General features: G+C 52.9%; 18 protein-coding genes. 11 read left to right on the top strand and 7 right to left on the bottom strand.

Translation table 11 applies throughout. The features are described from left to right. Positions 1 to 888 carry a DMT family transporter gene (locus tag EA58_RS07250; protein ID WP_036750857.1) on the top strand — a complete coding sequence of 296 codons (888 nt, stop codon included), beginning with the start codon at positions 1 to 3 and terminating at the stop codon, positions 886 to 888. Positions 889 to 908: 20 nt separating this feature from the next. Here EA58_RS07250 and epmA read toward each other — a convergent pair whose 3' ends face one another. Together epmA and efp are read right to left on the bottom strand one after the other, a co-directional pair. Continuing rightward, positions 909 to 1,880 (bottom strand): elongation factor P--(R)-beta-lysine ligase, encoded by a 972-nt coding sequence (gene epmA / locus EA58_RS07245; protein WP_036750856.1) that lies wholly within the window; start codon positions 1,878 to 1,880, stop codon positions 909 to 911. A 102-nt stretch (positions 1,881 to 1,982) separates the two neighbouring features. Continuing rightward, positions 1,983 to 2,549, bottom strand: a complete 567-nt coding sequence (efp, locus tag EA58_RS07240) for an elongation factor P (RefSeq protein ID WP_036750855.1) — start codon at positions 2,547 to 2,549, stop codon at positions 1,983 to 1,985. 32 nt (positions 2,550 to 2,581) lie between these two features. On the opposite strand from efp, the gene epmB reads away from it, so the two are divergent. The 4 genes from epmB (at position 2,582) to rimK (ending at position 8,123) form a co-directional block, all read left to right on the top strand. Then, entirely contained in the window at positions 2,582 to 3,604 is a 1,023-nt protein-coding gene (epmB, locus tag EA58_RS07235; protein ID WP_036750854.1) for an EF-P beta-lysylation protein EpmB, read from the top strand. Between the two features lie 489 nt (positions 3,605 to 4,093). Then, entirely contained in the window at positions 4,094 to 5,722 is a 1,629-nt protein-coding gene (locus tag EA58_RS07230) for a methyl-accepting chemotaxis protein (protein WP_036750852.1), read from the top strand. A gap of 26 nt (positions 5,723 to 5,748) precedes the next feature. Next, the gene (gene alr, locus EA58_RS07225) at positions 5,749 to 6,981 is read left to right on the top strand and encodes an alanine racemase (protein WP_036750851.1); all 1,233 of its coding nucleotides are present in this window, start codon (positions 5,749 to 5,751) and stop codon (positions 6,979 to 6,981) included. Positions 6,982 to 7,223: 242 nt separating this feature from the next. Continuing rightward, the gene (gene rimK, locus EA58_RS07220) at positions 7,224 to 8,123 is read left to right on the top strand and encodes a 30S ribosomal protein S6--L-glutamate ligase (RefSeq protein WP_036750850.1); all 900 of its coding nucleotides are present in this window, start codon (positions 7,224 to 7,226) and stop codon (positions 8,121 to 8,123) included. Between the two features lie 1,003 nt (positions 8,124 to 9,126). Here the strand turns inward: rimK and EA58_RS07215 are convergent. The 3 genes from EA58_RS07215 to EA58_RS07205 all read right to left on the bottom strand — a co-directional run bounded on the left by EA58_RS07215 (position 9,127) and on the right by EA58_RS07205 (position 11,976). Further along, a complete protein-coding gene (locus EA58_RS07215; RefSeq protein ID WP_152547960.1) occupies positions 9,127 to 9,747 on the bottom strand; it encodes a hypothetical protein in 621 nt (206 codons plus the stop codon). Between the two features lie 256 nt (positions 9,748 to 10,003). After that, entirely contained in the window at positions 10,004 to 11,644 is a 1,641-nt protein-coding gene (groL, locus tag EA58_RS07210; RefSeq protein ID WP_036750848.1) for a chaperonin GroEL, read from the bottom strand. A gap of 41 nt (positions 11,645 to 11,685) precedes the next feature. Beyond that, entirely contained in the window at positions 11,686 to 11,976 is a 291-nt protein-coding gene (locus tag EA58_RS07205) for a co-chaperone GroES (RefSeq protein ID WP_036750845.1), read from the bottom strand. A 216-nt stretch (positions 11,977 to 12,192) separates the two neighbouring features. Here EA58_RS07205 and EA58_RS07200 point away from each other — a divergent pair, with 216 nt between their 5' ends. Continuing rightward, on the top strand, positions 12,193 to 13,566 hold the full coding sequence (locus EA58_RS07200; RefSeq protein ID WP_036750843.1) for an MATE family efflux transporter: 1,374 nt from the start codon (positions 12,193 to 12,195) through the stop codon (positions 13,564 to 13,566). A 47-nt stretch (positions 13,567 to 13,613) separates the two neighbouring features. On the opposite strand, the gene EA58_RS07195 is transcribed toward EA58_RS07200, so the two are convergent. Then, positions 13,614 to 14,168: an FxsA family protein gene (locus EA58_RS07195; RefSeq protein WP_036750867.1), complete on the bottom strand. Its 555-nt coding sequence runs from the start codon at positions 14,166 to 14,168 to the stop codon at positions 13,614 to 13,616. A 279-nt stretch (positions 14,169 to 14,447) separates the two neighbouring features. Here EA58_RS07195 and EA58_RS07190 point away from each other — a divergent pair, with 279 nt between their 5' ends. The 3 genes from EA58_RS07190 (at position 14,448) to EA58_RS07180 (ending at position 18,512) form a co-directional block, all read left to right on the top strand. Then, positions 14,448 to 15,749, top strand: coding sequence for an anaerobic C4-dicarboxylate transporter (locus tag EA58_RS07190; RefSeq protein WP_036750841.1), 1,302 nt, complete (start codon positions 14,448 to 14,450; stop codon positions 15,747 to 15,749). Between the two features lie 130 nt (positions 15,750 to 15,879). Then, the gene (locus EA58_RS07185; protein ID WP_036750866.1) at positions 15,880 to 17,736 is read left to right on the top strand and encodes a protein-disulfide reductase DsbD; all 1,857 of its coding nucleotides are present in this window, start codon (positions 15,880 to 15,882) and stop codon (positions 17,734 to 17,736) included. A 137-nt stretch (positions 17,737 to 17,873) separates the two neighbouring features. Next, positions 17,874 to 18,512, top strand: coding sequence for a response regulator transcription factor (locus EA58_RS07180; protein WP_036750839.1), 639 nt, complete (start codon positions 17,874 to 17,876; stop codon positions 18,510 to 18,512). 22 nt (positions 18,513 to 18,534) lie between these two features. On the opposite strand, the gene EA58_RS07175 is transcribed toward EA58_RS07180, so the two are convergent. Then, on the bottom strand, positions 18,535 to 20,274 hold the full coding sequence (locus EA58_RS07175; protein WP_036750838.1) for a potassium/proton antiporter: 1,740 nt from the start codon (positions 20,272 to 20,274) through the stop codon (positions 18,535 to 18,537). A gap of 416 nt (positions 20,275 to 20,690) precedes the next feature. On the opposite strand from EA58_RS07175, the gene EA58_RS07170 reads away from it, so the two are divergent. Both EA58_RS07170 and EA58_RS07165 read left to right on the top strand, forming a co-directional pair. Further along, positions 20,691 to 20,957, top strand: coding sequence for a DUF4212 domain-containing protein (locus tag EA58_RS07170; protein WP_036750837.1), 267 nt, complete (start codon positions 20,691 to 20,693; stop codon positions 20,955 to 20,957). A gap of 14 nt (positions 20,958 to 20,971) precedes the next feature. Then, positions 20,972 to 22,675 (top strand): sodium:solute symporter family protein, encoded by a 1,704-nt coding sequence (locus EA58_RS07165; protein ID WP_036750836.1) that lies wholly within the window; start codon positions 20,972 to 20,974, stop codon positions 22,673 to 22,675. Positions 22,676 to 22,939: the final 264 nt, after the last annotated feature.

Raw genomic sequence — 22,939 nt, 5'->3', positions numbered from 1 at the left:
ATGGGTTACGAATGGCTGGCGCTGGCCGCGGCCTCACTCTGGGCGATCAGCAGTTTAATCTCGGTGACACCTTCCCGTCATTTAGGTGCGTTTGCCTACAGCCGCTGGCGCATGGCTTGTGTCACCCTGATGCTGTCGGTCATGGCATTGCTCAATGGCGGCTGGTCAACAGTTTCCTGGGATGTTGCACTGGTAATGGCTGTGTCCGGTCTGATCGGGATATTCATTGGCGATACTGCTCTGTTTGCCTGTTTTAACCGCATGGGGCCACGCCGGGCTGGCCTGCTGTTCTCCTGCCACGCCGTGTTCTCCGCCCTGCTGGGCATCTGGTTGTTCGATGAAACCTTATTGGGATGGAAACTGGTGGGGGCTGTACTGGTGTTTGCCGGAGTACTGACCGCGATTCTGTTTGGTCAGAAAAGCCAGAAGCATCAGATTGAAGCGATGACCGGTCGTCTGGGCGTTGCCATCATCCTCGGATTAACTGCCGCGCTGTGTCAGTCGCTGGGGGCCATCATTGCCAAACCCGCAATGCAGACATCTTTGGATCCGGTCGCCGCTTCAGCCATTCGGATGGCAACCGCATTTGGCGCACACAGTGTACTTCGGCTGAGTGGTGCGAAAATTGCCCGGCCCTTACAGCCCATCACCCTGCCCATTCTTGGCATGGTCGCCCTGAACGGCTTTCTGGCGATGACTGTCGGGATGACGCTGATTTTGTTTGCCCTGCAGCACGGCGATGTCGGCATGGTGGCACTGCTCTCCGCCACCACACCGATTCTGATCCTGCCGCTGTTATGGCTGTACACCCGCCATCGGCCACCGGGTGCCGCCTGGCTGGGTGCACTGCTGGCCGTGGTCGGCACCGGGCTGATCCTCGGTCACTGAATCCACCAAGCCCAACGGAATTAAGCGATGGTGACCGGGAAGGCGGTCACCTGCGCAATATGCGTCTGGCCCAGCGCCAGCATGATCAGACGGTCAATGCCCAGCGCCACGCCGGCACAGTCCGGAAAACCAGCTTTCAGGGCAGCAACTAAGTGATGGTCGATCGGCTGTTCGGTCAGTCCCATCGTCAGGCGCTTGGCATTATCTGCTTCAAAGCGTGCCTGCTGCTCATCACCATCGGACAGTTCATGAAAACCGTTCGCCAGTTCGATCCCCTGAAAATAAACCTCAAACCGCTCCGCCACACGAGAGTCTGCCGGACTGATCCGCGCCAGTGCCGCCTGCGAGGCCGGGAAATCATAAACAAACACCGGGACCTGCTGGCCGATCACCGACTCGACCCCCATGCTGAACATCAATTGCAGCAAGGTGTCACGGTCGGTTTCATGGGCAGCAACATCGCCCAGATTCAGTGGCAACGCAGCTTGCTTCAGCTCATCCATTGACGCAGTCAGCGGGCATACCGACAGCACCTGTAAAAATGCCTGCTGGTAGCTCATCCGCTCCGCCGCGCCACATGAAAGCACCTGTTGCAGCAAAGCATCCATTTCATCCATCAGCGCATGGTGATCAAAGCCGGGGCGGTACCACTCCAGCATGGTGAATTCCGGATTATGGTAGCGACCAGATTCTTCATTGCGAAATGATTTACAGATCTGATAAATCGGTCCGCTACCCGCCGACAGCAAGCGTTTCATGTGAAACTCCGGACTGGTCATCAGGTACAGCGTCTGACCGTCGGCAAACCCCGGCCCAACAAACTCAGTGTTAAACGTGTGCAGATGAATATCGGTGACGGTCGCCTGACTCATCGCCGGGGTATCCACTTCCAAAACACCACGATGTGCGAAAAATTCACGAATAGACGCCAGAATAGCGGCCCGCTGACGCAGGTTCGCCAGATCGGCCGTTGGTTGCCAATGCATTGTCATAGGAGAGTCTTCTTTCATCAGAGTCGAAAATTGCGGACACGAAGCGAGGCATGAAAACGACAAAGGCCGCATAATGCGGCCCTTGTCTGATCACGCAATGAATTACTTCACGCGGCTGACGTATTCCGCAGAGCGGGTGTCAACTTTAATCACTTCACCGATTTGGATGAACAGCGGCACACGAACCACTGCACCGGTTGACAGCGTTGCAGGCTTACCACCTGTACCCTGTGTATCACCTTTCAGGCCCGGATCGGTTTCAACCACTTCCAGCTCAACAAAGTTTGGTGGCGTCACAGCGATTGGGTTACCATTCCACAGGGTCAGCGTACAGGTGTTGTTTTCGACCAGCCACTTCGCGTTGTCGCCCACTGCTTTCAGATCAGCTGCGATTTGTTCGAAGGTTTCATTATTCATGAAGTGGTAGAATTCACCGTCGTTGTACAGGTAATCCAGATCTGTATCCACGACGTCTGCTGCTTCAACTGTGTCACCAGACTTGAAGGTTTTTTCCAGAACCTTGCCAGACAGCAGCTTACGGATTTTGACTCGGTTGAATGCCTGGCCTTTGCCTGGCTTCACAAATTCGTTTTCGATAATGACACATGGTTCATTATCGAGCATAATTTTCATTCCGCCGCGGAATTCATTCGTGCTGAAAGACGCCATTTTTTTCCTCTTAACATCTTCGAGTTATTTTCATGCCGCACATCATAACCCGAAACGTCGCCACTGTTGAGCAAAACTGGCTCGAACAGTTAGCCAATGCGATCTCGGATCCGCTTGAACTGCTTCATTTGCTGCAGATAGATCCCGCCCCCTGGCAGGATGGTCTGGCAGCCAAAAAATTGTTTGCGCAGCGTGTCCCCAAAAGCTTTGTCGATAGAATGGAAATTGGCAACCCGCAGGATCCCTTGCTGCGACAGGTGTTGCCGCTGGCTGAAGAATTTGAGGTGCATGAAGGCTATTCGCACGATCCGCTCGAAGAACAAGACAATGACCAGCCGGGACTGCTGCACAAATACCGCAACCGGGTGCTCCTGATCGTCAAAGGCGGCTGTGCCATCAACTGCCGTTACTGTTTCCGTCGTCATTTCCCGTATCAGGACAACCCGGGCGGGAAACGTCAGTGGCAAGCTTCACTAGACTATATTGCCGCCCACCCGGAACTGAATGAAGTGATCCTCTCCGGCGGTGATCCGTTGATGGCGAAAGACAGCGAACTCCGCTGGTTGATTGAGGCCATAGCCACCATTCCGCACATTAAGCGGCTGCGCATCCATTCCCGCCTGCCCGTGGTGATCCCGGCCCGAATAACCCCGGCGCTGTGCGATTTGCTGGGCCAGACCCGGTTGCAAACCGTGCTGGTGACCCATATCAATCATGCCAACGAAGTCAGTGATGAACTGAGTCAGGGACTGACACTGCTGCGGGAAACCGGTGTCACTCTGCTCAATCAGGCCGTGTTACTGCGTGGCGTCAATGATACGGTGGCAGCACAGGTCACACTGAGTGAAGCCCTGTTTGATGCGGGAATCTTGCCTTATTACCTGCATGTCCTGGACAAAGTTCAGGGCGCGGCCCATTTTCTGGTCAGTGATGACGAGGCCCGCCAGATCATGGCCGGATTGATGGCAAAAGTTTCCGGCTATCTTGTGCCCAAACTGACCCGAGAGATCGGCGGACGCACGAGTAAAACACCGCTGGATCTTCATCTGGAATAATAAATTGGAACGCATCAGACCAAATTTCCCCCCTATTTTGGTCTGGTGTATTTTTCTCACCGCCCCCACCCGAAATGAAGCGCTTTTATTTCTTTGCTTTCTTTCCTTACTTACTTTCCCTACTTAATTTTCTGTACTTTCCTGCCGACTGACAGTCACCTGAAATTGCTGATGATTGCGCCCGGCTCAGCTCTCGGCTGATGAGGTAAGTGATTGATTTATCCACAGCGTCACCGTGTCAATTTGACCCGAAATCCTACCCCAGCTCGTGACAATCATGCCTTTTTTTGCAACAAAAACAACATCCTGTCATTTTCAAGAACATCAAAATAAACAACTAAAAAAATATTATTTAACAAAATAAAAACAAATAAAAAATAAGCATTTATTCGGATTGCAACTATTAATATTGTCATTAGACTGGCCGCCGAATACTCAGGTATCGCTCTTTTTTGTGATTCACATCACCTTTACCATTCGGAAATAGTCATGACTGCTAATTGGAATCTGAAAACCAAGCTTTCGATGCTGTTCACAGCCATCGCGCTTATCATCATCGCGGCCCTGTCTGCGATTTCCTATCACACGCTGGTCAACTCAGCGATGAACAGCATTGATACTGAACTGAACACGGCTGCCCATGCCGTGGAGCAGCTCATCGGCGATTTACCAAACGATGAGAAAGGTCGGAACGATGCACTTTATGACGACATTTCATCCCATCTGACCCACTTCACCCAGGGCGCAAAACTGGAGTGGGCTTATTCGACCGTACGTCGCAACGGCCTGGTCTATTACACCTACATCAATCGCAGTACAGACGAATGGAAACGCGGCCAGTACAAAAACTGGTATCTGGAGCGATACGATGAAGTACCAGACATGCTCAACGAAGCATTCCGCACCGAAAAGAAACAATACCAGAGCTATCAGGGTGAGTTTGGTCGTTACCGCTCTGTTTTTGTCCCGTTCCGCGACAACAAAGGCGAAGTGCATGTCATCGGTATTGATGTGAAGCTGACCGACATTGATGAAGTGAAGGCAGACACCCTGAAGAAAACCTTCGTGGTGGCTGCTGTATTCCTCGTGCTCGCCGTGATTGTCGGCCGTATGATTGCGAACCTGATTGTGACGCCAATTAACGGCCTGAATGAAGTGTTACGCTCGCTGGCCAACGGCAACTGGGACCTGAACCAGCGGGTCAAAGTACGCAGTCAGGATGAGATCGGTGAAATGTCCGATTCGTTCAATATCTTCATGGCAGCTCTGCGTAACCGCATGCTGGAAGTACAGCAGTCATCTGACAGCGTTGCAGCAACCAGTGCCCAGCTGGATATGCTCATCCGTGCCGTTGCCGATCGTTCCATGAACCAGTCAGAGCATGTCGGCAGCAGTGCCACTGCCATCGAAGAGCTGGCAGCCAGTGCCCAGAGCATCACCGAAATTGTTGATAACGCCAATCAACAGATGGGCCAGTTTGAAATGCTGACACAAACCACCGTTGAGGCGATCGAACATGCGGTTCGTGGCATGCAGTCGGTGCAGCAGGAAACCAATACGGTCGCAGGCAAACTGCAACAACTCGACAGCCGTGCCGGTGAAATCAACTCTATTGTCGAAGTGATCAAGGACATTGCCGATCAGACCAACCTCCTGGCTCTGAATGCGGCCATCGAAGCTGCCCGTGCCGGTACTCAAGGCCGTGGCTTCGCCGTTGTAGCCGATGAGGTGCGCCAGTTGTCTGAACGGACAGCGAAGGCCACCGTGGAAATCAGTACGATGATCAGTTCCATTCAGACTGATACCAGTGATACCACGCAGACCATGCAAACCGCTGTCGAACGCGTCGACAACAGTGTGCAGCATGCTGATCAGGCCAACGCATCCCTCAGTTCCTTTAATCAGGAAATCTCAGCGGTCAGTTCCGGCATGGAAGAAATCGCCGGTTCGGTCAAGGAGCAGGCTCACGCCTCAGATCATCTGTCTCGCAACGTTGCTTCCCTGAGTGACAGCGCGGAAGAAAACCGCCTGTCTACGATGGAAGCTCAACAGGGTGTTGATGAACTGAAGCGCCGTGCTGATGTACTGCGTCAGGTCGTCAATCAGTTCACCCTGTAATCCGAAACAAGAAAAAGAGACGCACCATGAAAAACTTTAAATACTCACTGATTGCCCTGGCTATGATGGGCACGACTTCTGCTTCCATGCAGGCAATCGCGGCACCAACACTGCCAGCGATTGAGCAAGCACACAACATGGATGAAGTTCAGTCGTCGAATGCCTGGGTCGAAGTAGACAAAGCTGCTTTTGAGTCCAACATTGCGCACCTGCAAAATTACGTGGGCCGAAATACGGACATCTGTGCCGTGATGAAAGCCGACGCTTACGGGAATGGTATTGCCAACCTGCTGCCTTCGGTTATTCAAAGCGGTATCCCTTGTGTGGGGATCACCAGCAACGCCGAAGCACAACTGGTTCGCGACATGGGCTTCAACGGCCGACTGATGCGTCTGCGTGCAGCCACACCGTCTGAAATTGAGGGAGCGGTTGATCTGAACCTGGAAGAACTGATCGGCACCAAGCAGCAGGCGAAAATCATTAACCGCATCGCAAAACGACACGGCACCGTGATTCCAGTCCATCTGGCGCTGAACTCCGCCAATATGGGCCGTAACGGTCTGGAAATGCGCACGAAGCACGGCAAGAAAGAAGCCAGAAAGATTGTTGCAACCAGACACCTGCAGGTTGTGGGTATCATGACCCACTTCCCAACCGAAAATCTGGATGAAATTCGCGATGGTCTGCGCCAGTTCAAGCAGGACAGCCAGTGGATCTTTAACCACACATCGCTGGATCGTGATGACGTGCTGCTGCACGTAGCCAACTCTTTCACCACACTGATGGTGCCGGAAGCCCAGCTGGACATGGTCCGTACGGGTGGTGCCCTATACGGTGACACGACGCCGGAGTTCCCTGAGTACAAGCGCATTGTATCGTTCAAAACTCAGGTTGCTTCAATCCACCGCCTGCCAGCCGGTTCGACCATTGGTTACAGCAAAACTGAAACGCTGAAACGCAATTCTGTACTGGCTAACCTGCCAATTGGTTACTCTGATGCATTCCCACGCTCACTAAGCCGCGTGGGTGAAGTACTGATCAACGGTCAGCGCGCCAAAGTACTGGGCAGTGCATCCATGAACACCACCATGGTTGATATCACAGACATCAGAGGCGTGAAGCCAGGCGCTGAAGTCGTGCTGTTCGGCCGCCAGGGCAGAGACGAAATCACCATCGGGGAAACCGAAGATCGTTCAGGCCGAATTCTGTCTGAACTCTACACCCTGTGGGGCGTTTCAAACCCGAAAGTGCTGAAATAATTCAGCCCTCCCCTGAGGCCATCCTCCCCCTTTGGTCTCAGGGGACCTTTCCAGACTGCATGTGTACTGGCCTTCCTCAGATTGAGCAAATTTTCTTCTCGTCACCATCAAAAGAGATCATGGTCCAACCTCTCGATTCCTGGTCACTTTCAAGGCATATTCTGCGTCCGTTTTACTGAGCTGAAATATCAGGATCGCCAACCAAACAGCTCAGATTCCTCTAGCTTGTTGATGAGAACACGATGAAAATTGGCATTTTGTCCCAGAACGCAAACCTGTATTCCACCCGACGCCTGCGTGAAGCCTGCGAGCAACGCGGTCATGAGGCTGTGGTCATTAACGCCCTGCGCTGCTACATGAACATCAATTCCGTCCAGCCGTCCATTCACTTTGAAGGACATGATCTGGTCGGCATTGATGCCATTATTCCGCGTATCGGCGCCGACATTACCTTTTACGGCTGTTCTGTCCTGCGTCAGTTTGAAATGATGAATGTGTTTTCCATCAACCAGTCGATCGCGATTTCCCGCTCCCGTGACAAGCTGCGCTCATTGCAACTGCTGAGCCGCAAAGGCGTCGGGATGCCGATCACCGGGTTTGCCAGCAAACCGGACGACGTGAAAGACCTGATCAAAATGGTGGGCGGCACGCCAGTTGTCATCAAACTGCTGGAAGGCACGCAAGGCATTGGTGTCGTGCTTGCTGAGACGCAGAAAGCCGCTGAGAGTGTCATCGAAGCTTTCATGGGTCTGAAAGCCAACATCATGATTCAGGAATATATTGCCGAAGCCGGCGGTGCCGATATCCGCTGTTTCGTACTGGGTGATAAAGTGATTGCATCAATGAAACGTCAGGCTGCTGAGGGCGAATTCCGCTCTAACCTGCATCGGGGTGGCAGCGCCTCACTGGTTCGAATCACCCCGGAAGAACGCCGTACCGCAGTCGCGGCAGCCAAAGCCATGGGGCTGAATGTCGCTGGCGTGGATTTACTGCGCTCGAACCGCGGGCCGCTGATCATGGAAGTGAACTCGTCTCCGGGGCTGGAAGGCATTGAACATGCCACCGGGAAAGACATCGCGGGCATGATCATTGAGTACATCGAAAAGCACGCGAACAAAAAACGCCGCCACCAGCAGCAATAATTCTCACAATCTGTCAGGCTGCCAGCTTGATTATCAAGGCAGCCTGTACAGCTTTTTTAGCACCAAACACCAATTTTCTGAACCAATTTAGCACCCTGCCAAATCATAAAATAAATACACCGTAAATCACTGATAGTTATTTGTTTTTTATTTTGTGCAGCTTTTCCGGTTATTTTTCCGGTGAACCCATTTTCCGCATATCGACACACCAGCAGGAAAAATCAGATCAAAAGTTCATACAATCACGACAATGTTCAGTACTTTCCCGCCACAGCAGCTTTTTGGTGAACGATTTTGCCACCCATACAACAAAAGCAAAAACACACATCATAACTGATTGATTTACATTGAATTTACCTAACGTACAGCTTTTTCAGCAATTTTTCCGGAGAACTGTCAGACAGAATTTCAGGTTGCGTTTTCCTTTGTGTTTTTTCTTTATTTTTCATGGACAGCACTCCAGAGGAACGACTCAAGACTCATTGAGCAGCTTTTATCATAAAAATCAGCATTTTATTGTACGCAATTCACCACAGTTGAAATTGATAGCAAAAGCATAAGTTAAACCATTGAACTGAAACAACTTTTTATTATGTGCAGCTTTTCAGGCTTTTTCCCCGATGAACCCTGCACAAAAACAATCGACTAAGCCGATTAAACACGCGCTTGCACCTTCACAACATAACCGGCATCAGGATCGGCCACAAAATCGATAAAATTCTGCACCGCGTCCAGTGCGGGTTCAACCTGTCAGTATTCAATAGACAGCAATACAGATTCCACATGGTGTGTTAAAGAAAGCAATGCGCATGTAAAACGTTCCTTGTCATACAAGCTTCCTGAGTGCCTTTCATCGTGCAGGACTTAGGGATCAATCCCCACGCATAGTTGACTTGAAAGATAATAAAAAATAGCCATACGACAGGAGGGGTTATCACTTCTTTGCCAGATGTTATCAACAGCCCGCCCGGCGAGCAGGCTGCAATCGTCAGGCCCAGCCATTTTACTGGCGGGTGATGACATAAGCATTTTTATTAATGCCACTTCCGACCCGACAACTAGGCTCATAGATATGGCGACCCACACTGTAATTACTCGGGATCGGAGAATTCGCGCACACCGTAAAGCTGGATCTGTACTTGTCTGCATACACCTGAGTACTTCCGTTCACGGAAATACCGGAGCCAAAATTACAAGCTGCATTATAAATATTCGCGATAATCACGAAGCCATCATACACACGGCTGTGATAACCGGCGCAGGTTTTAAACGTCGAGCCATCTTTCGGTGCCAATGAAAGGATGTAAGCATTATCGCTGTGTTGCCAGCTCCCGCAGTTGAAATCCACTGTAGTTCGGGTGATCACATAACCCGACGGAATAAAGTCCCCCCGACAAATGGTCATACTTCTGGCCTGCGCCCGAAACATATCACCTAAACGCTCATCAGACAGCATCTGATCGCCCGGGATCTGATACACCTGAGCATCCTGATGGTATTGTTCAATAAAAGCTTGCTCCGACTCAATTGCATGTGCGGTTCCGGTCATCCAAAAACCGCTTGCTGCAATCAGCAAGAGTGCTTTGCTTAACCTGTTTCTTCTTAACATCGCTTTTCTCAACATAGGTGGACTCCTGAAGGTGAACTGACATCAACCTGGAAGTCTCCGTGAAGCAAGACAGCGAGAGATACAGACTCATTTGAAAAGTTGAAGATCAATAAGAAGAAAAATCATTGAGGGACAACGTAATTTCAGAAAAGCGATAGAAATACCACAATATAAAACAAGCTACTCAATATGAGTGTGAAAGAAAAAGTCACCCATAAAAAAACCCGCCTTGCGGCGGGTTTTCTGATTTGTCACAGATGACGGGGGCTGATTACATCATGCCGCCCATGCCACCCATACCGCCCATTGCGGCGCTCATGTCTGGCGCGTCGTCTTTTGGCAGTTCAGTCACCATGGCTTCGGTGGTGATCATCAGACCAGCCACAGACGCTGCAAATTGCAGTGCAGAACGGGTTACTTTGGTTGGATCCAGGATACCCATTTCCAGCATGTCGCCGTATTCGCCGGTTGCAGCGTTGTAACCGAAGTTGCCTTCGCCATTCTTCACTTCATTCGCGACAACAGACTCTTCGTCGCCTGCGTTACGGGTGATTTGACGGATTGGCGCTTCCATGGCACGCAGCGCAACACGGATACCTACGTTTTGCTCTTCGTTGTCGCCAGTCAGCTCAGTCAGTTTAGAAGCCGCACGGATCAGGGCAACACCACCACCGGCAACCACGCCTTCTTCAACCGCAGCACGCGTTGCGTGCAGGGCATCTTCAACGCGGTCTTTCTTCTCTTTCATTTCCACTTCAGTCGCAGCGCCAACTTTGATCACAGCAACACCGCCTGCCAGTTTAGCAACACGCTCTTGCAGTTTCTCTTTGTCGTAGTCTGAAGTCGCTTCTTCGATTTGCTGACGAATTTGAGAAACACGACCTTGAATCGCAGTTTCTTCACCATGACCATCGATGATAGTGGTGTTTTCTTTGGTGATGCTGACACGCTTGGCCTGACCCAGGTCTTCCAGAGTCACTTTGTCCAGCTCCATGCCGATTTCTTCAGAAATCACAGTACCAGCAGTCAGTACAGCGATGTCTTGCAGCATCGCTTTACGACGGTCACCGAAACCTGGTGCCTTCACAGCAGCCACTTTCACGATACCACGCATGTTGTTCACAACCAGTGTCGCCAGCGCTTCACCTTCTACATCTTCTGCAATGATCAGCAGCGGACGAGAAGCTTTTGCAACAGCTTCCAGCGTTGGCAGCAGTTCACGGATGTTCGAGATTTTCTTGTCAACCAGCAGGATGAACGGGCTTTCCAGATCAACACTGCCTGCTTCCTGATTGTTGATGAAGTACGGAGACAGGTAACCGCGGTCGAACTGCATGCCTTCAACAACGTCCAGCTCATCGTGCAGCGCCTGACCTTCTTCAACGGTGATCACGCCGTCACGGCCAACTTTTTCCATGGCTTCAGCAATGATGTTCCCAACCGTCGCATCAGAGTTCGCAGAAATCGTACCCACCTGTGCGATCGCTTTGCTGTCTGCGCAAGGCTGAGACAGGGCTTTCAGTTCTTCAACCGCAGCAACCACTGCTTTGTCGATACCACGCTTCAGATCCATCGGGTTCATGCCCGCAGCCACAGCTTTCAGACCTTCGTTCACAATCGACTGAGCCAGAACGGTCGCGGTCGTTGTACCGTCACCGGCAGCATCGTTCGCCTGAGAAGCAACTTCTTTCACCATCTGTGCGCCCATGTTCTGGAACTTGTCTTCCAGCTCAATTTCACGCGCAACAGAAACACCATCTTTCGTGATGGTTGGAGCACCGAACGATTTGTCCAGAACCACGTTACGGCCTTTCGGGCCCAGAGTAACTTTGACAGCGTCAGCCAGAATGTTCACACCTTCCAGCATTTTTACACGAGCGTCATTACCAAATTTTACGTCTTTAGCAGCCATGTTTAACTTCCTTTCTTAATTCTTGATTCGAGGTGAATGGATTATTCAACAATTGCCAAGATGTCAGTTTCAGACATGATCAGAACTTCTTTACCTTCGATCTTCTCGGTCTTGGTCGCGTAGCCTTCTGAGAAAATAACAGTATCACCAACTTTCACGTCCAACGGCTGCACAGAACCATTCTCCAGAATGCGGCCCTTGCCCACAGCCAGTACGATACCGCGGGTAGATTTTTCTGCAGCAGAACCAGTCAGAACGATGCCACCAGCAGATTTAGATTCAACTTCCTGGCGCTCAACGATCACTCGGTCATGTAAAGGACGAATATTCATCGGTCGTCTCTCCTGATTTTGGTAATATCCATAGGTTTATTTGAAAGCGAGTCGGTTCGTTTGTCCGACTCACGAAATCTGTTCCTTAGACATGTTGGGTCGTTTTTCTGGAACCCAAGTCCTGTCGTTAAATATTTTTGTTTTTTCTGCCAGATTTTTTGCCGGATCACACTCTTTGCTTTAGGGTGGGCTGGCAAAAGCGAACTTGAGAACCTTATGACCCGATCAGAACGACCAGATAAACATGGGCTGCTGTCGGCCCCGATCCCGGAAGTCTTACGCCGTCTGACCATTCCCATGGTGTTTGGGATGATCGCGATCCTGATGTTCAATCTGGTCGATACCTTCTTTATTTCTTTGCTGGGCACCCAAGCGCTGGCAGCCGTCAGTTTTACGTTTCCCGTCACCTTTGCCCTGAATTCCATCACTATGGGCGTCGGGGTCGGTCTGTCGGCCTGTATCGGCCGTCTGCTGGGCAGCGGCGATGACCATGCCGCAGCACGGGTTTCCAGCCACGGGCTGTTACTGGCAGTGCTTCTGGTCGTCACCGCCGCCGGACTGGGGCTGCTGACCATCAATCCGCTGTTCCGCCTTCTGGGTGCGGAAGACAACCTGCTGCCAATCATTCATGAATACATGGCGGTCTGGTATCTGGCAATTCCGCTGCTGGTGATCCCCATGGCCGGCAACAGCGCCATCCGGGCCACCGGCGATGCACGAACTCCAGCGAAAATTATGATGCTGGCTGGTGTGATCAACGGTGTGCTCGATCCGCTGCTGATATTTGGCTACGGCCCTTTCCCTGAACTGGGTGTCCGGGGTGCGGCGATTTCCAGTGGCGTCAGCTGGGCGGTTGCGCTGGTCTGGTCGCTGCGAATCTTAATCGTGCGGGAAAAGCTGCTCACGATGCCGGATCTTCGGATCATCTTCGCCGACTGGCGGCAAATCCTCCATATTGGGACGCCGGCCGGGCTGTCCAATGCACTCACCCCGCTGTCGAATGCTTTCATCATGGTGCTGCTCGCCGCTCAGGGGACTTCCTCTGTGGCCGCCTACGGTGCTGCCATGCGGATTGAATCGCTGCTGATGCTGGTGATGATCGCACTCAGCTCAGCACTGATGCCGTTTATGGCACAAAACTTAGGCGCGGAACAACCCAAGCGGGCCTTCGACGCCCTGTTTAAAGCCATGAAATTTGCGCTGGGCTTCCAGCTACTGGTGTTCATCATGATGGTGCCGCTCAGCTGGCCATTATCCGCCCTGTTCAGTCAGGATGAAGCGGTTCGGACCCAACTCTGGCATTACCTGATTCTGGTTCCGGCCAGTTACGGTTTACTGGCCATCTGCATGCAACTGATTAACGCCCTGAATGCGCTGCATCTGTCGTTTCAGGCGCTGCTTTGGAACCTGATCCGGCTCTTTGGTCTGCTGCTGCCCGCCGCTTGGCTGGGTGGCTGGATCAACGGGACAGAAGGTCTCTTTACCGGCATCGCCATTGCCAATGTACTGTGTGGTTTAGCGGCCTTGGTCTATGCACGCAAGCTGCGGCGATGGCATGCGCCAATGCCAGAAGTGATGCTCGACAAATAACAAAACAGGCAGCCACGGCTGCCTGTTTTGAAGACGAAAGACATTGATTAATGCAGCCGGTGCTGATCATCATCGTCTGAGTTTTTCCGCTTGTCCTTATCGTCTTTGCGCTCATATTCCCCATCAAAGACATCACCGTTCCGGTTCCCTTCCTGATCATGACCAAAGGGATCACGGTTAGAGAACGGTCCCTGAGAACCAAAACCACCACCAACCCCACCGCCGAATCCCCCCTGATGCATACTCTGAACCTTTACTTTGCGCATCAGATAACGGGCAATCGCAGCACGTGGCCCCGGCAACAGCACCACCAGCCCCATCGCATCGGTCATAAAACCCGGTGTCAGCAACAGCACCCCAGCCACGGCCAGCATCACCCCTTCCAGAATTTGCTGCGCCGGAAGCTCCCCTTGATTGAGCCGGTCCTGAACAGACAGCAAAGTCGCAATCCCCTGGCTACGGACCAGCGACGCCCCGACAACCGCCGTCAACAAGACCAGAAAAAGCGTGGTCCACAGCCCAAGTACCCCGCCAACCTGAATAAAAAGCGCAATTTCAATCACGGGGACCAGAATAAACATCAGTAAGAGAACAGGAAACACAAACACCCCTTGGTCAGGTTGGCAACAAAACAGATTCAGACATTGGTGACGCCATGCCACCCATGCACGTGATGTGGTCTATGATGGCGGGATTCCGCGAATTTTCAACCACAGCACCGGACGCTTTTAACCGGATCACCATTCTGAATCAATTTCATGACCCATCGAAGGTGATATGGTTGACAAACAAATTTGTTAGCAAAGATTGCCCAGAAACCGGTCCCGAAACAAGGAACCGTTGACCCTACCGGTTTCAATCACGTCACTCTCGGAGCGGTTATGATTGGAATTGAGCTTTTCATTGTTCTTGCTTTTATTTTTCTCGGCGCCCGTATCGGCGGCATCGGAATTGGTTTTGCCGGCGGTGCCGGTGTGCTGGTGCTCTCCCTCGGGCTGGGTTTGCCAGCCGGTAATATTCCGGTGGATGTCATCCTGATTATTATGTCGGTGATCACGGCGATTGCGGCTATGCAGGTTGCCGGAGGGATGGACTGGCTGGTCGATCTGGCCGAATGTTTTCTGCGCAAGCATCCAAAACGTATCAACTTTTACGCGCCAATGGTCACCTATGTCATGACCTTACTGGCCGGCACCGGACACACGGCTTTTTCAACGCTGCCAGTGATTGCCGAAGTCGCCAAAGAGCAGGGGATTCGCCCCTCACGCCCCCTGTCGATTGCGGTGATTTCCTCTCAGATAGCCATTACCGCCTCGCCAATCTCTGCGGCGCTGGTGTTTTTCTCCGGATTGCTGGAACCGCTGGGCATCAGCTACCTGACTTTGCTGTCCATTTGTATTCCGAGCACCTTCGCCGCGTGTATGATCGGTGCCTTCGTTGCCAGTTTCCAGGGCTGCGAGCTGAAAGATGACTCGGTGTATCTGGAACGGCTCTCCAAAGGGCTGGTTCGGGTGAAAGGCAGTCAGGTACGAAACATTCCGGCCACGGCCAAACCCGCCACCTATATTTTTCTGGCGGCCATTGCAGCCGTGGTTCTCTACGCCACCCTGATTTCTGATGCCGTCGGACTGATTCCTGACCCGGCGATGGGCCGAAATCAGGCCATTATGGTTTTCATGCTGACAGCCGCGATGGCCATTGTTCTCTACACCAAAATTGATGCCGGACAGATCGCCAATGCCGCAACCTTCAAATCCGGCATGAGCGCCTGTGTCTGCGTGCTGGGTGTCGCCTGGCTGGGCGATACCTTTGTGGCCAGCCACATCGACGGGATCAAAGGGATGGCCGGTGAACTGCTGGCTCAGTATCCGTGGATGCTGGCAGTCACCCTGTTCTTTGCCTCCATGCTGCTGTACTCACAGGGAGCCACCACCACAGCCCTGATGCCGGCTGCGCTGGCCATTGGTGTCTCGCCGCTGACCACAGTCGCCTCTTTTGCCGCAGTCAGTGCGCTGTTTGTGCTGCCCACCTACCCAACACTGCTGGCCGCCGTCGAGATGGACGATACCGGTTCGACCCGTATCGGCAAGCTGGTCTTTAATCATCCTTTCTTCCTGCCGGGTGTCACAACAATCGCGGCTTCCGTCGCGCTGGGCTTCTTGCTGGGGCCTATACTTGCCTGAGAAGTGTCTGTGATATGAAACTCTGCGGTCTTTATCCGGTCTGACAGACATAGACCGATAAGGTATAGTCGCCTGATGCGCACCCCGCTCTCAGGCGGCAATATTCAGACTGATCATGAGCCAGAATCCGATGACTATACTGCGACACCTGCGTATCACACGTTTGTTTGTCTTTTTCCTGCTGTTCCTCAGCCTGCCGTTACGTGCTGAGTTTTCTCTGCCGGGACTGACAGAATCCTCCAGCCAGAACAGCTTTGTCCCGGTTGATCAGGCTTTTGCGTTTAACTTTACCCAGAACGACAACCAACTGGTACTCGACTGGCAAGTCAAACCAGGTTATTACCTGTATCAGCATCAGCTTGCCGTGACAGCCAACGGCGCAACCGTCGGCGACATCCGATTGCCGGCAGGCACGCCGTACAAAGATGAATTCTTCGGTGACGTCACCATCTATCCCGAGCCGCTGGCCCTCCAGATACCCATTATACAGGCCAATGACAATGCGACGCTGACGGTGCGTTATCAGGGCTGCGCCAAGGCCGGATTCTGTTACCCGCCGGAAACCCGTGAAGTCCCGCTTTTTTCGGTGGCAGCGGCTGCCGGAACGCCAACAGCCAGCACAGCGCCAGTCAAGGCCAATTTGATAGTAAGTACTGACACCGAAACTCAAGACCATTCAGATGAGCGCCAGAACGACACAGCCATGACCAGCGCTCCGGTGAGTCAGCAGGACAAGCTGGCCAGCGATCTGGCCGAGCAGTGGTGGACACCGCTACTGTTTCTGGCACTGGGTATCGGGCTGGCCTTCACCCCTTGTGTACTGCCGATGTATCCGATCCTGACCGGCATCGTACTGGGCCGCGGTCAGCTCAGCAACGGGCGCACTTTCACGCTGGCCTTCACTTATGTGCAGGGGATGGCGCTAACTTACACCCTGCTGGGGTTAGTGGTCGCTTCGGCCGGACTTCAGTTTCAGGCCGCATTGCAACATCCGTACGTCCTGATCGGCCTCAGCGCACTCTTCGTGCTGCTGGCGCTGTCGATGTTCGGGGCTTACACCCTGCAACTGCCCTCCAGCGTTCAGACCTGGCTGAGCCAGCTCAGCAACCAGCAATCCGGCGGTCAGCTTGGCGGTGTGTTTGCGATGGGTGCCATTTCCGGTCTGGTGTGCTCCCCCTGCACCACAGCGCCGTTGTCCGGTGCGCTGATTTACGTTGCCCAGAGCGGGGACTTACTGACCGGTGCCGTCGCGCTGTATGCGCTGGCGATCGGGATGGGGATTCCGCTGATCCTGGCCGCCATGTTCGGCAACCGTCTGCTGCCGAAAGCCGGAGCCTGGATGAACAGCGTGAAAATCTTCTTCGGGTTTGTGCTGCTGGCCGTACCGCTGTTCCTGCTGGAGCGCATTCTGCCAGCCAGCCTGATGCCTTATCTGTGGGCCACTTTTGGCGTCGCTGTGTTTGGCTGGCTGTATCATGTTAAGCAAGGCATGACCCACTCCTGGCGCAGCAGCCTGCTTGGCATCATTGCGATTGTGGGTCTGCTGGGTTCACTCCTGCCGATCTATCAGGGACTGACAGGCTCACACCCGCAACAAACGGCTCAGGTGCCAGAGATTACCTTCAAGCGCGTGGCCAGCATGGACGAGCTGAATACAGCTCTGGCTCAGGCGCAGGCCGAAGGAAAGCCGGTGATGCTGGACTTCTATGCCGACTGGTGTGTTGCCTGTAAAGAATTCGACAAATACACCTTCCACGATGCCAGCGTCGCGCCTGAACTCCAGCGTTTCATGCTGCTGCAAGCCGATGTAACCGACAGCAAGCCGGACGACATCAAACTGCTGCAAAAGATGAATGTGCTGGGACTGCCGACACTGGACTTCTGGCGAGCAGACGGTGAACAAGCTGACAAGGCTCGTCTGACCGGATTCGTCGAAGCCGAACCCTTCCTGGATCACCTGAAAGCCAATCAACTTATTGGTCAATAAGGAAAAGTCATACCTCACTGATATAAAACACCCCCAAACCGCGAACAGGAACAGATCCAGTTCGTAACTTGGGGGTGAACAAATTGATCTGTCTGACCTGCAGTGATAGCGTTAACAAAAACTAAACACTCAATGCCATGGACGCTCAGTACACAATCGTTATCGCCGATGACCACCCCTTGTTTCGCAATGCACTGTTTCAATCCGTGCACATGGCGGTCAGTAAGGCCAATCTGCTGGAAGCAGACTCGCTCGATACTCTGTTAACACTGCTTGAAAAAGAACCCGATGTCGATCTGGTGCTGCTGGATCTGAAAATGCCCGGTGCCAACGGTATGTCCGGTTTGATCCAGCTGCGGGCACAGTACCCGGAACTGCCGGTGGTGGTGGTCTCTGCCAATGAGGAAACCTCTGTCATTCGACAGGTCCGCCGTCACGGCGCTTTCGGCTTCATTCCCAAATCCAGTGATATGCGCGCCCTGATCAGTGCGCTGAATCAGGTGCTGGAAGGTGAGCCCTGTTTCCCGCCGGGGATCGGCGAAGATGAAGACAACCCCGAGTTAGATGCACTGGCGGCCAGAATTGCAACGCTGACCCCGCAACAGTACAAGGTACTGTGTATGTTGTCTGATGGCCTGCTCAACAAGCAGATTGCCTACGAACTCAATGTGTCGGAGGCCACCATCAAAGCCCACATGACCGCCATTTTCCGAAAACTCGGGGTCAAGAACCGCACTCAGGCGGTCATTCTGTTAAACGAACTCAGCGACGAGTGAGTGACGACTCACTCGCCGTTTTTCACGAAGTCACTTCCTCTTCTTCCTCTGGCAGGCGTAAACCCACCTTGGTGACCTGCCAGTCTTCCACATCGGCGACCACCCAGTAGAGGCCGTTCCACTCGAAGTTATCCCCCAACACCTGATTTGCCCCCAAATGCTGGATCACCAGCGCTTTCAGGGTCAGTTCCGGATCAACGCCGTCGAGTTCCAGTCCGTAAGCCACCGCGACATCGACCAGTCGCGCATCGGCATCCAGGAAAAAGTCACCAAAGAAGCGAACCAGCTCTGTTTTTTCCGGTGCTTCACTGAACAACTGACTGAGGGCTTCCAGATCTTTTTCCTGCGCCAGCACGCAGAGAATATCGCCTTCTTCCAGTCGGGTACTGCCCGAGGGGTGCATCAGCCCTTCCTCACGAAACACCGCCGCAATCCGGGTGCCTTCCGGCAGGAAAAGGTTCCGCAGCGGCTCACCGATACACCATTTTTCAGCCTTCATCTTATAAACAAACAGCTCCCATTCTGAGGCCGGAAAAATTTCCACCCCGGTCCGGGAAACCGGTTCCGGCCTGGGCGGCAACTCAACCTTCGCCAAGGCCATCGCTTTGGTCAACGTCCCGCCTTGCAGAATCAAAGACACCATGACCACGAAAAATGCCAGATTAAAATACAACTGTGCATTCGGCAGGCCCGCCATCATCGGGAACACCGCCAGAATAATCGGCACCGCACCACGCAGCCCGACCCAGGAAATAAACCATTTCTCACGCGCGGTAAAACTGCGAAACGGCAACAGACCAATCCACACCGAAATCGGACGGGCAAACAGGATCATCCCGAATGCCAGTGCCAGCCCCGGCAAAGCAATTGCCAGCAGATTCGACGGCGTGACCAGCAAACCCAGCACCAGAAACATCCCGATCTGGCTCAGCCAGGTCATGCCATCCAGCACGTTCAGGATCGAATGACGGCCACGGGTCGGGCGATTGCCCAGCAGTAATCCCGCCAGATAAATCGACAAAATACCGCTGCCGCCCAGTGCATTGGAGACGGCAAAGATGATCAGACCGCCACTCACAGCAAGAATCGAATACAGTCCTTCCGGCAACTGACTGCGATTGATCACCCGCCACAGCAACCAGCCACCGGCCAGTCCGAGCAAGGTGCCAATCCCGAACTGTTTCACAAAGCTCAGGGCCAGAAATCCGGCACTGAATTCGGTTCTCTGACTGCTGAGTACCGCAATCAGGGTGACGGTCAGAAACACGGCCATCGGGTCGTTGGTTCCGGATTCAATTTCCAGCGTTGACCCAACCCGTTCGTTCAGGCTGCGGCCTTTCAAGAGCGAGAAAACGGCGGCAGCATCTGTGGAACCCACAATGGCACCCACCAGAATGCCCTGCAACGGTGCCAGATCAAACAGCCACATCGCCATCAGACCCGTTAACAACGTGGTGACAGCAACCCCGACGGTTGCCAGCGTGATCGAAGGCCAAAAGGCAACCCGGAAACTGGCGACTCGGGTTCGCATCCCGCCATCCAGCAGAATTATCGCCAGGGCCAGGTTACTGACCAGATACGCCAGCGAATAATCATCAAATAAAATACCGCCCGGCCCATCTTCACCGGCCAGCATCCCCACAGCCAGAAACACCAGCAGAATCGGAATTCCCAATCGGGAAGAGACCGGACTCAGGAGAACACTCAACGCAATCAGAAGCGCACCAACCAGAAAAAAGCTGTTAATTGAAATCGCGTCCACTCATCCTCCATCAGTTATTGTTGTTATGAATTGTTTTTCGTCACCCAGTTTATCAAAGGGGTGCCTGTATATTTTGCCCTAAATTACAGCGACCTTTGGAAAACTATCTGTAAACAAATTCGCCTCACGCCCCGTTCAATTCACTAAAAAAACCATCAATCGAAACCAAATCGTCGGAAAATCGATGGCCTTTTGTCTGAAAAACCAGACCGGCGACGCCTTATACTTTTGGCTAACTTAACACAGCCATAACATCCGGCTTTTATTGATATCTATCACTAACACTTTAAATCTAGATGAATTTCTGTGTTTTTTTGCCCGACTAAAGTTGCAATGTGCCCTCTGCAGAAGCTTGCTATGGTCATCAGGTAACATTTTTTTAACCGAAAATGACTGACCATAGGAAGGAGATAACCATGGCGTTTGAATCCAAGGAACAAGCGCAAGCCTACTGGAAAGAGAACCTGACCATTATGGGTTCTTTGCTTGCCATCTGGTTCCTCGTGTCATACGGGGCAGGTGTGTTATTTGTGGATGCTCTCAATCAGTTCCAGCTGGGTGGCTTTAAGCTCGGTTTCTGGTTCTCACAGCAGGGTTCCATTTATGTCTTTGTGGCGCTGATTTTTGTCTACGTCTACAAGATGAATGCGCTGGACCGCAAGTTCAACGTGCACGAAGATTAAGGGAGTCATCACGCATGGATATTCAAACCTGGACCTTCATACTGGTGGGCCTGTCATTCACACTCTATATCGGCATTGCGATATGGTCCCGCGCAGGATCAACCAGTGAATTCTACGTGGCTGGCGGCGGTGTACACCCGGTCGCAAACGGCATGGCGACCGCAGCAGACTGGATGTCTGCGGCATCTTTCATTTCCATGGCCGGGATCATCTCGTTTGCCGGCTATGACGGCGGGGTTTACCTGATGGGCTGGACCGGCGGTTATGTGCTGCTGGCACTCTGCCTCGCACCTTACCTGCGTAAGTTCGGTAAGTTTACCGTGCCGGATTTCATCGGCGATCGTTACTATTCCCGCACCGCACGCATGGTTGCCGTGTTCTGTGCTATCTTTGTTTCCTTCACTTATGTTGCAGGACAAATGCGTGGCGTGGGCGTCGTGTTTGCTCGCTTCCTGGAAGTGGATATTAACATCGGCATCGTGATCGGGATGGCGATTGTCTTCTTCTACGCGGTCATGGGCGGCATGAAGGGCATCACTTATACTCAGGTCGCTCAGTACTGCGTGCTGATCTTCGCCTTCATGGTTCCGGCAATCTTCACCTCTATCATGGTGACAGGTTCGGCCATCCCTCAGATTGGTTTCGGCTCCACCATCAGCGGCACCGATGTCTATCTGATGGAAAAACTGGAAGGCCTGAGTACCGAGCTAGGCTTCACCTCCTACATTGACGGCTCGAAGAGCATGGTTGATGTCTTCTTCATCACCGCAGCGCTGATGGTTGGTACAGCCGGTCTGCCGCATGTGATTATCCGCTTCTTTACCGTACCACGGGTCAAAGATGCGCGAATTTCGGCGGGCTGGGCACTGCTGTTCATCGCTTTCCTCTACACCACAGCCCCTGCCGTGGCTGCATTTGCCCGAATCAATATGTTCGAAACCATTAATGGTCCGGACATGCAGGGTGTGGCGGCTGAGCAGGCCCCAGGCTGGGTGACCAACTGGGAGAAAACGGGTCTGGTAGCCTGGGAAGATAAAAACGGCGACGGCAAGATGTTCTACTCGGGCGATGAGCGTAATGAAATGAACATCAACCGTGACATCATCGTGCTGGCAAGCCCTGAGCTGGCCAAACTGCCCAACTGGGTTGTGGCTCTGCTGGCAGCCGGTGGTCTGGCAGCGGCACTGTCAACAGCGGCAGGTCTGCTGCTGGTGATTTCAACGTCGGTATCACACGATCTGCTGAAGAAAGGCTTCAAGCCTGATATGACCGACAAACAGGAACTCATGGCCGCCCGGATTGGTGCTGCACTGGCTGTGATTGGTGCCGGTTATCTGGGGATCAACCCGCCAGGGTTCGTGGCTCAGGTCGTGGCCTTTGCCTTCGGTCTGGCTGCGTCATCCTTCTTCCCGGCCATCATCATGGGCATCTTCTACAAGAAGATGAATAAAGAAGGTGCAATTGCCGGGATGCTGAGCGGCATTCTGTTCACGGCGGCTTACATCATCTACTTCAAGTTCATCAACCCTGCGGCCAGCACACCGGACAACTGGTGGTTCGGCATCAGCCCTGAAGGGATCGGTACACTGGGGATGTGCGTGAACTTTGTGGTGGCAATTGTGGTGAACAAATTCACCGCAGAAGTACCGGATGATGTGCAGGAGCTGGTGGAGTCCATCCGCTATCCGAAAGGTGCTGGCGAGGCGCACAGCCACTGATTCACCACGCTGATTCACAGAGCGATTGGAATCATCACAAGACTCAGACGTAAAAATGGGGAAACCCCGCTCGCATTCACGGAGCATTCACGGAGCCTTTATGGCTCCGTTTTTTTATGCGCGGCATGTCTCCCGTGAAACAGGCCACCCCTGATCCTGCCATCCCCGTGCAAGCGGGGATCCAATGACTTTTGAAGAAAAACGACGCGGAAGATGAGGGGGCAAAATGATTCTGGCAGATGACTTTCATCTCGTGCCCAGTGG

It is taken from the genome of Photobacterium galatheae (assembly GCF_000695255.1).
Lineage (GTDB): Bacteria > Pseudomonadota > Gammaproteobacteria > Enterobacterales > Vibrionaceae > Photobacterium > Photobacterium galatheae.
Note: the sequence above shows the minus strand (reverse complement) of the source record. Positions and strands in the feature narration are given on the sequence as shown.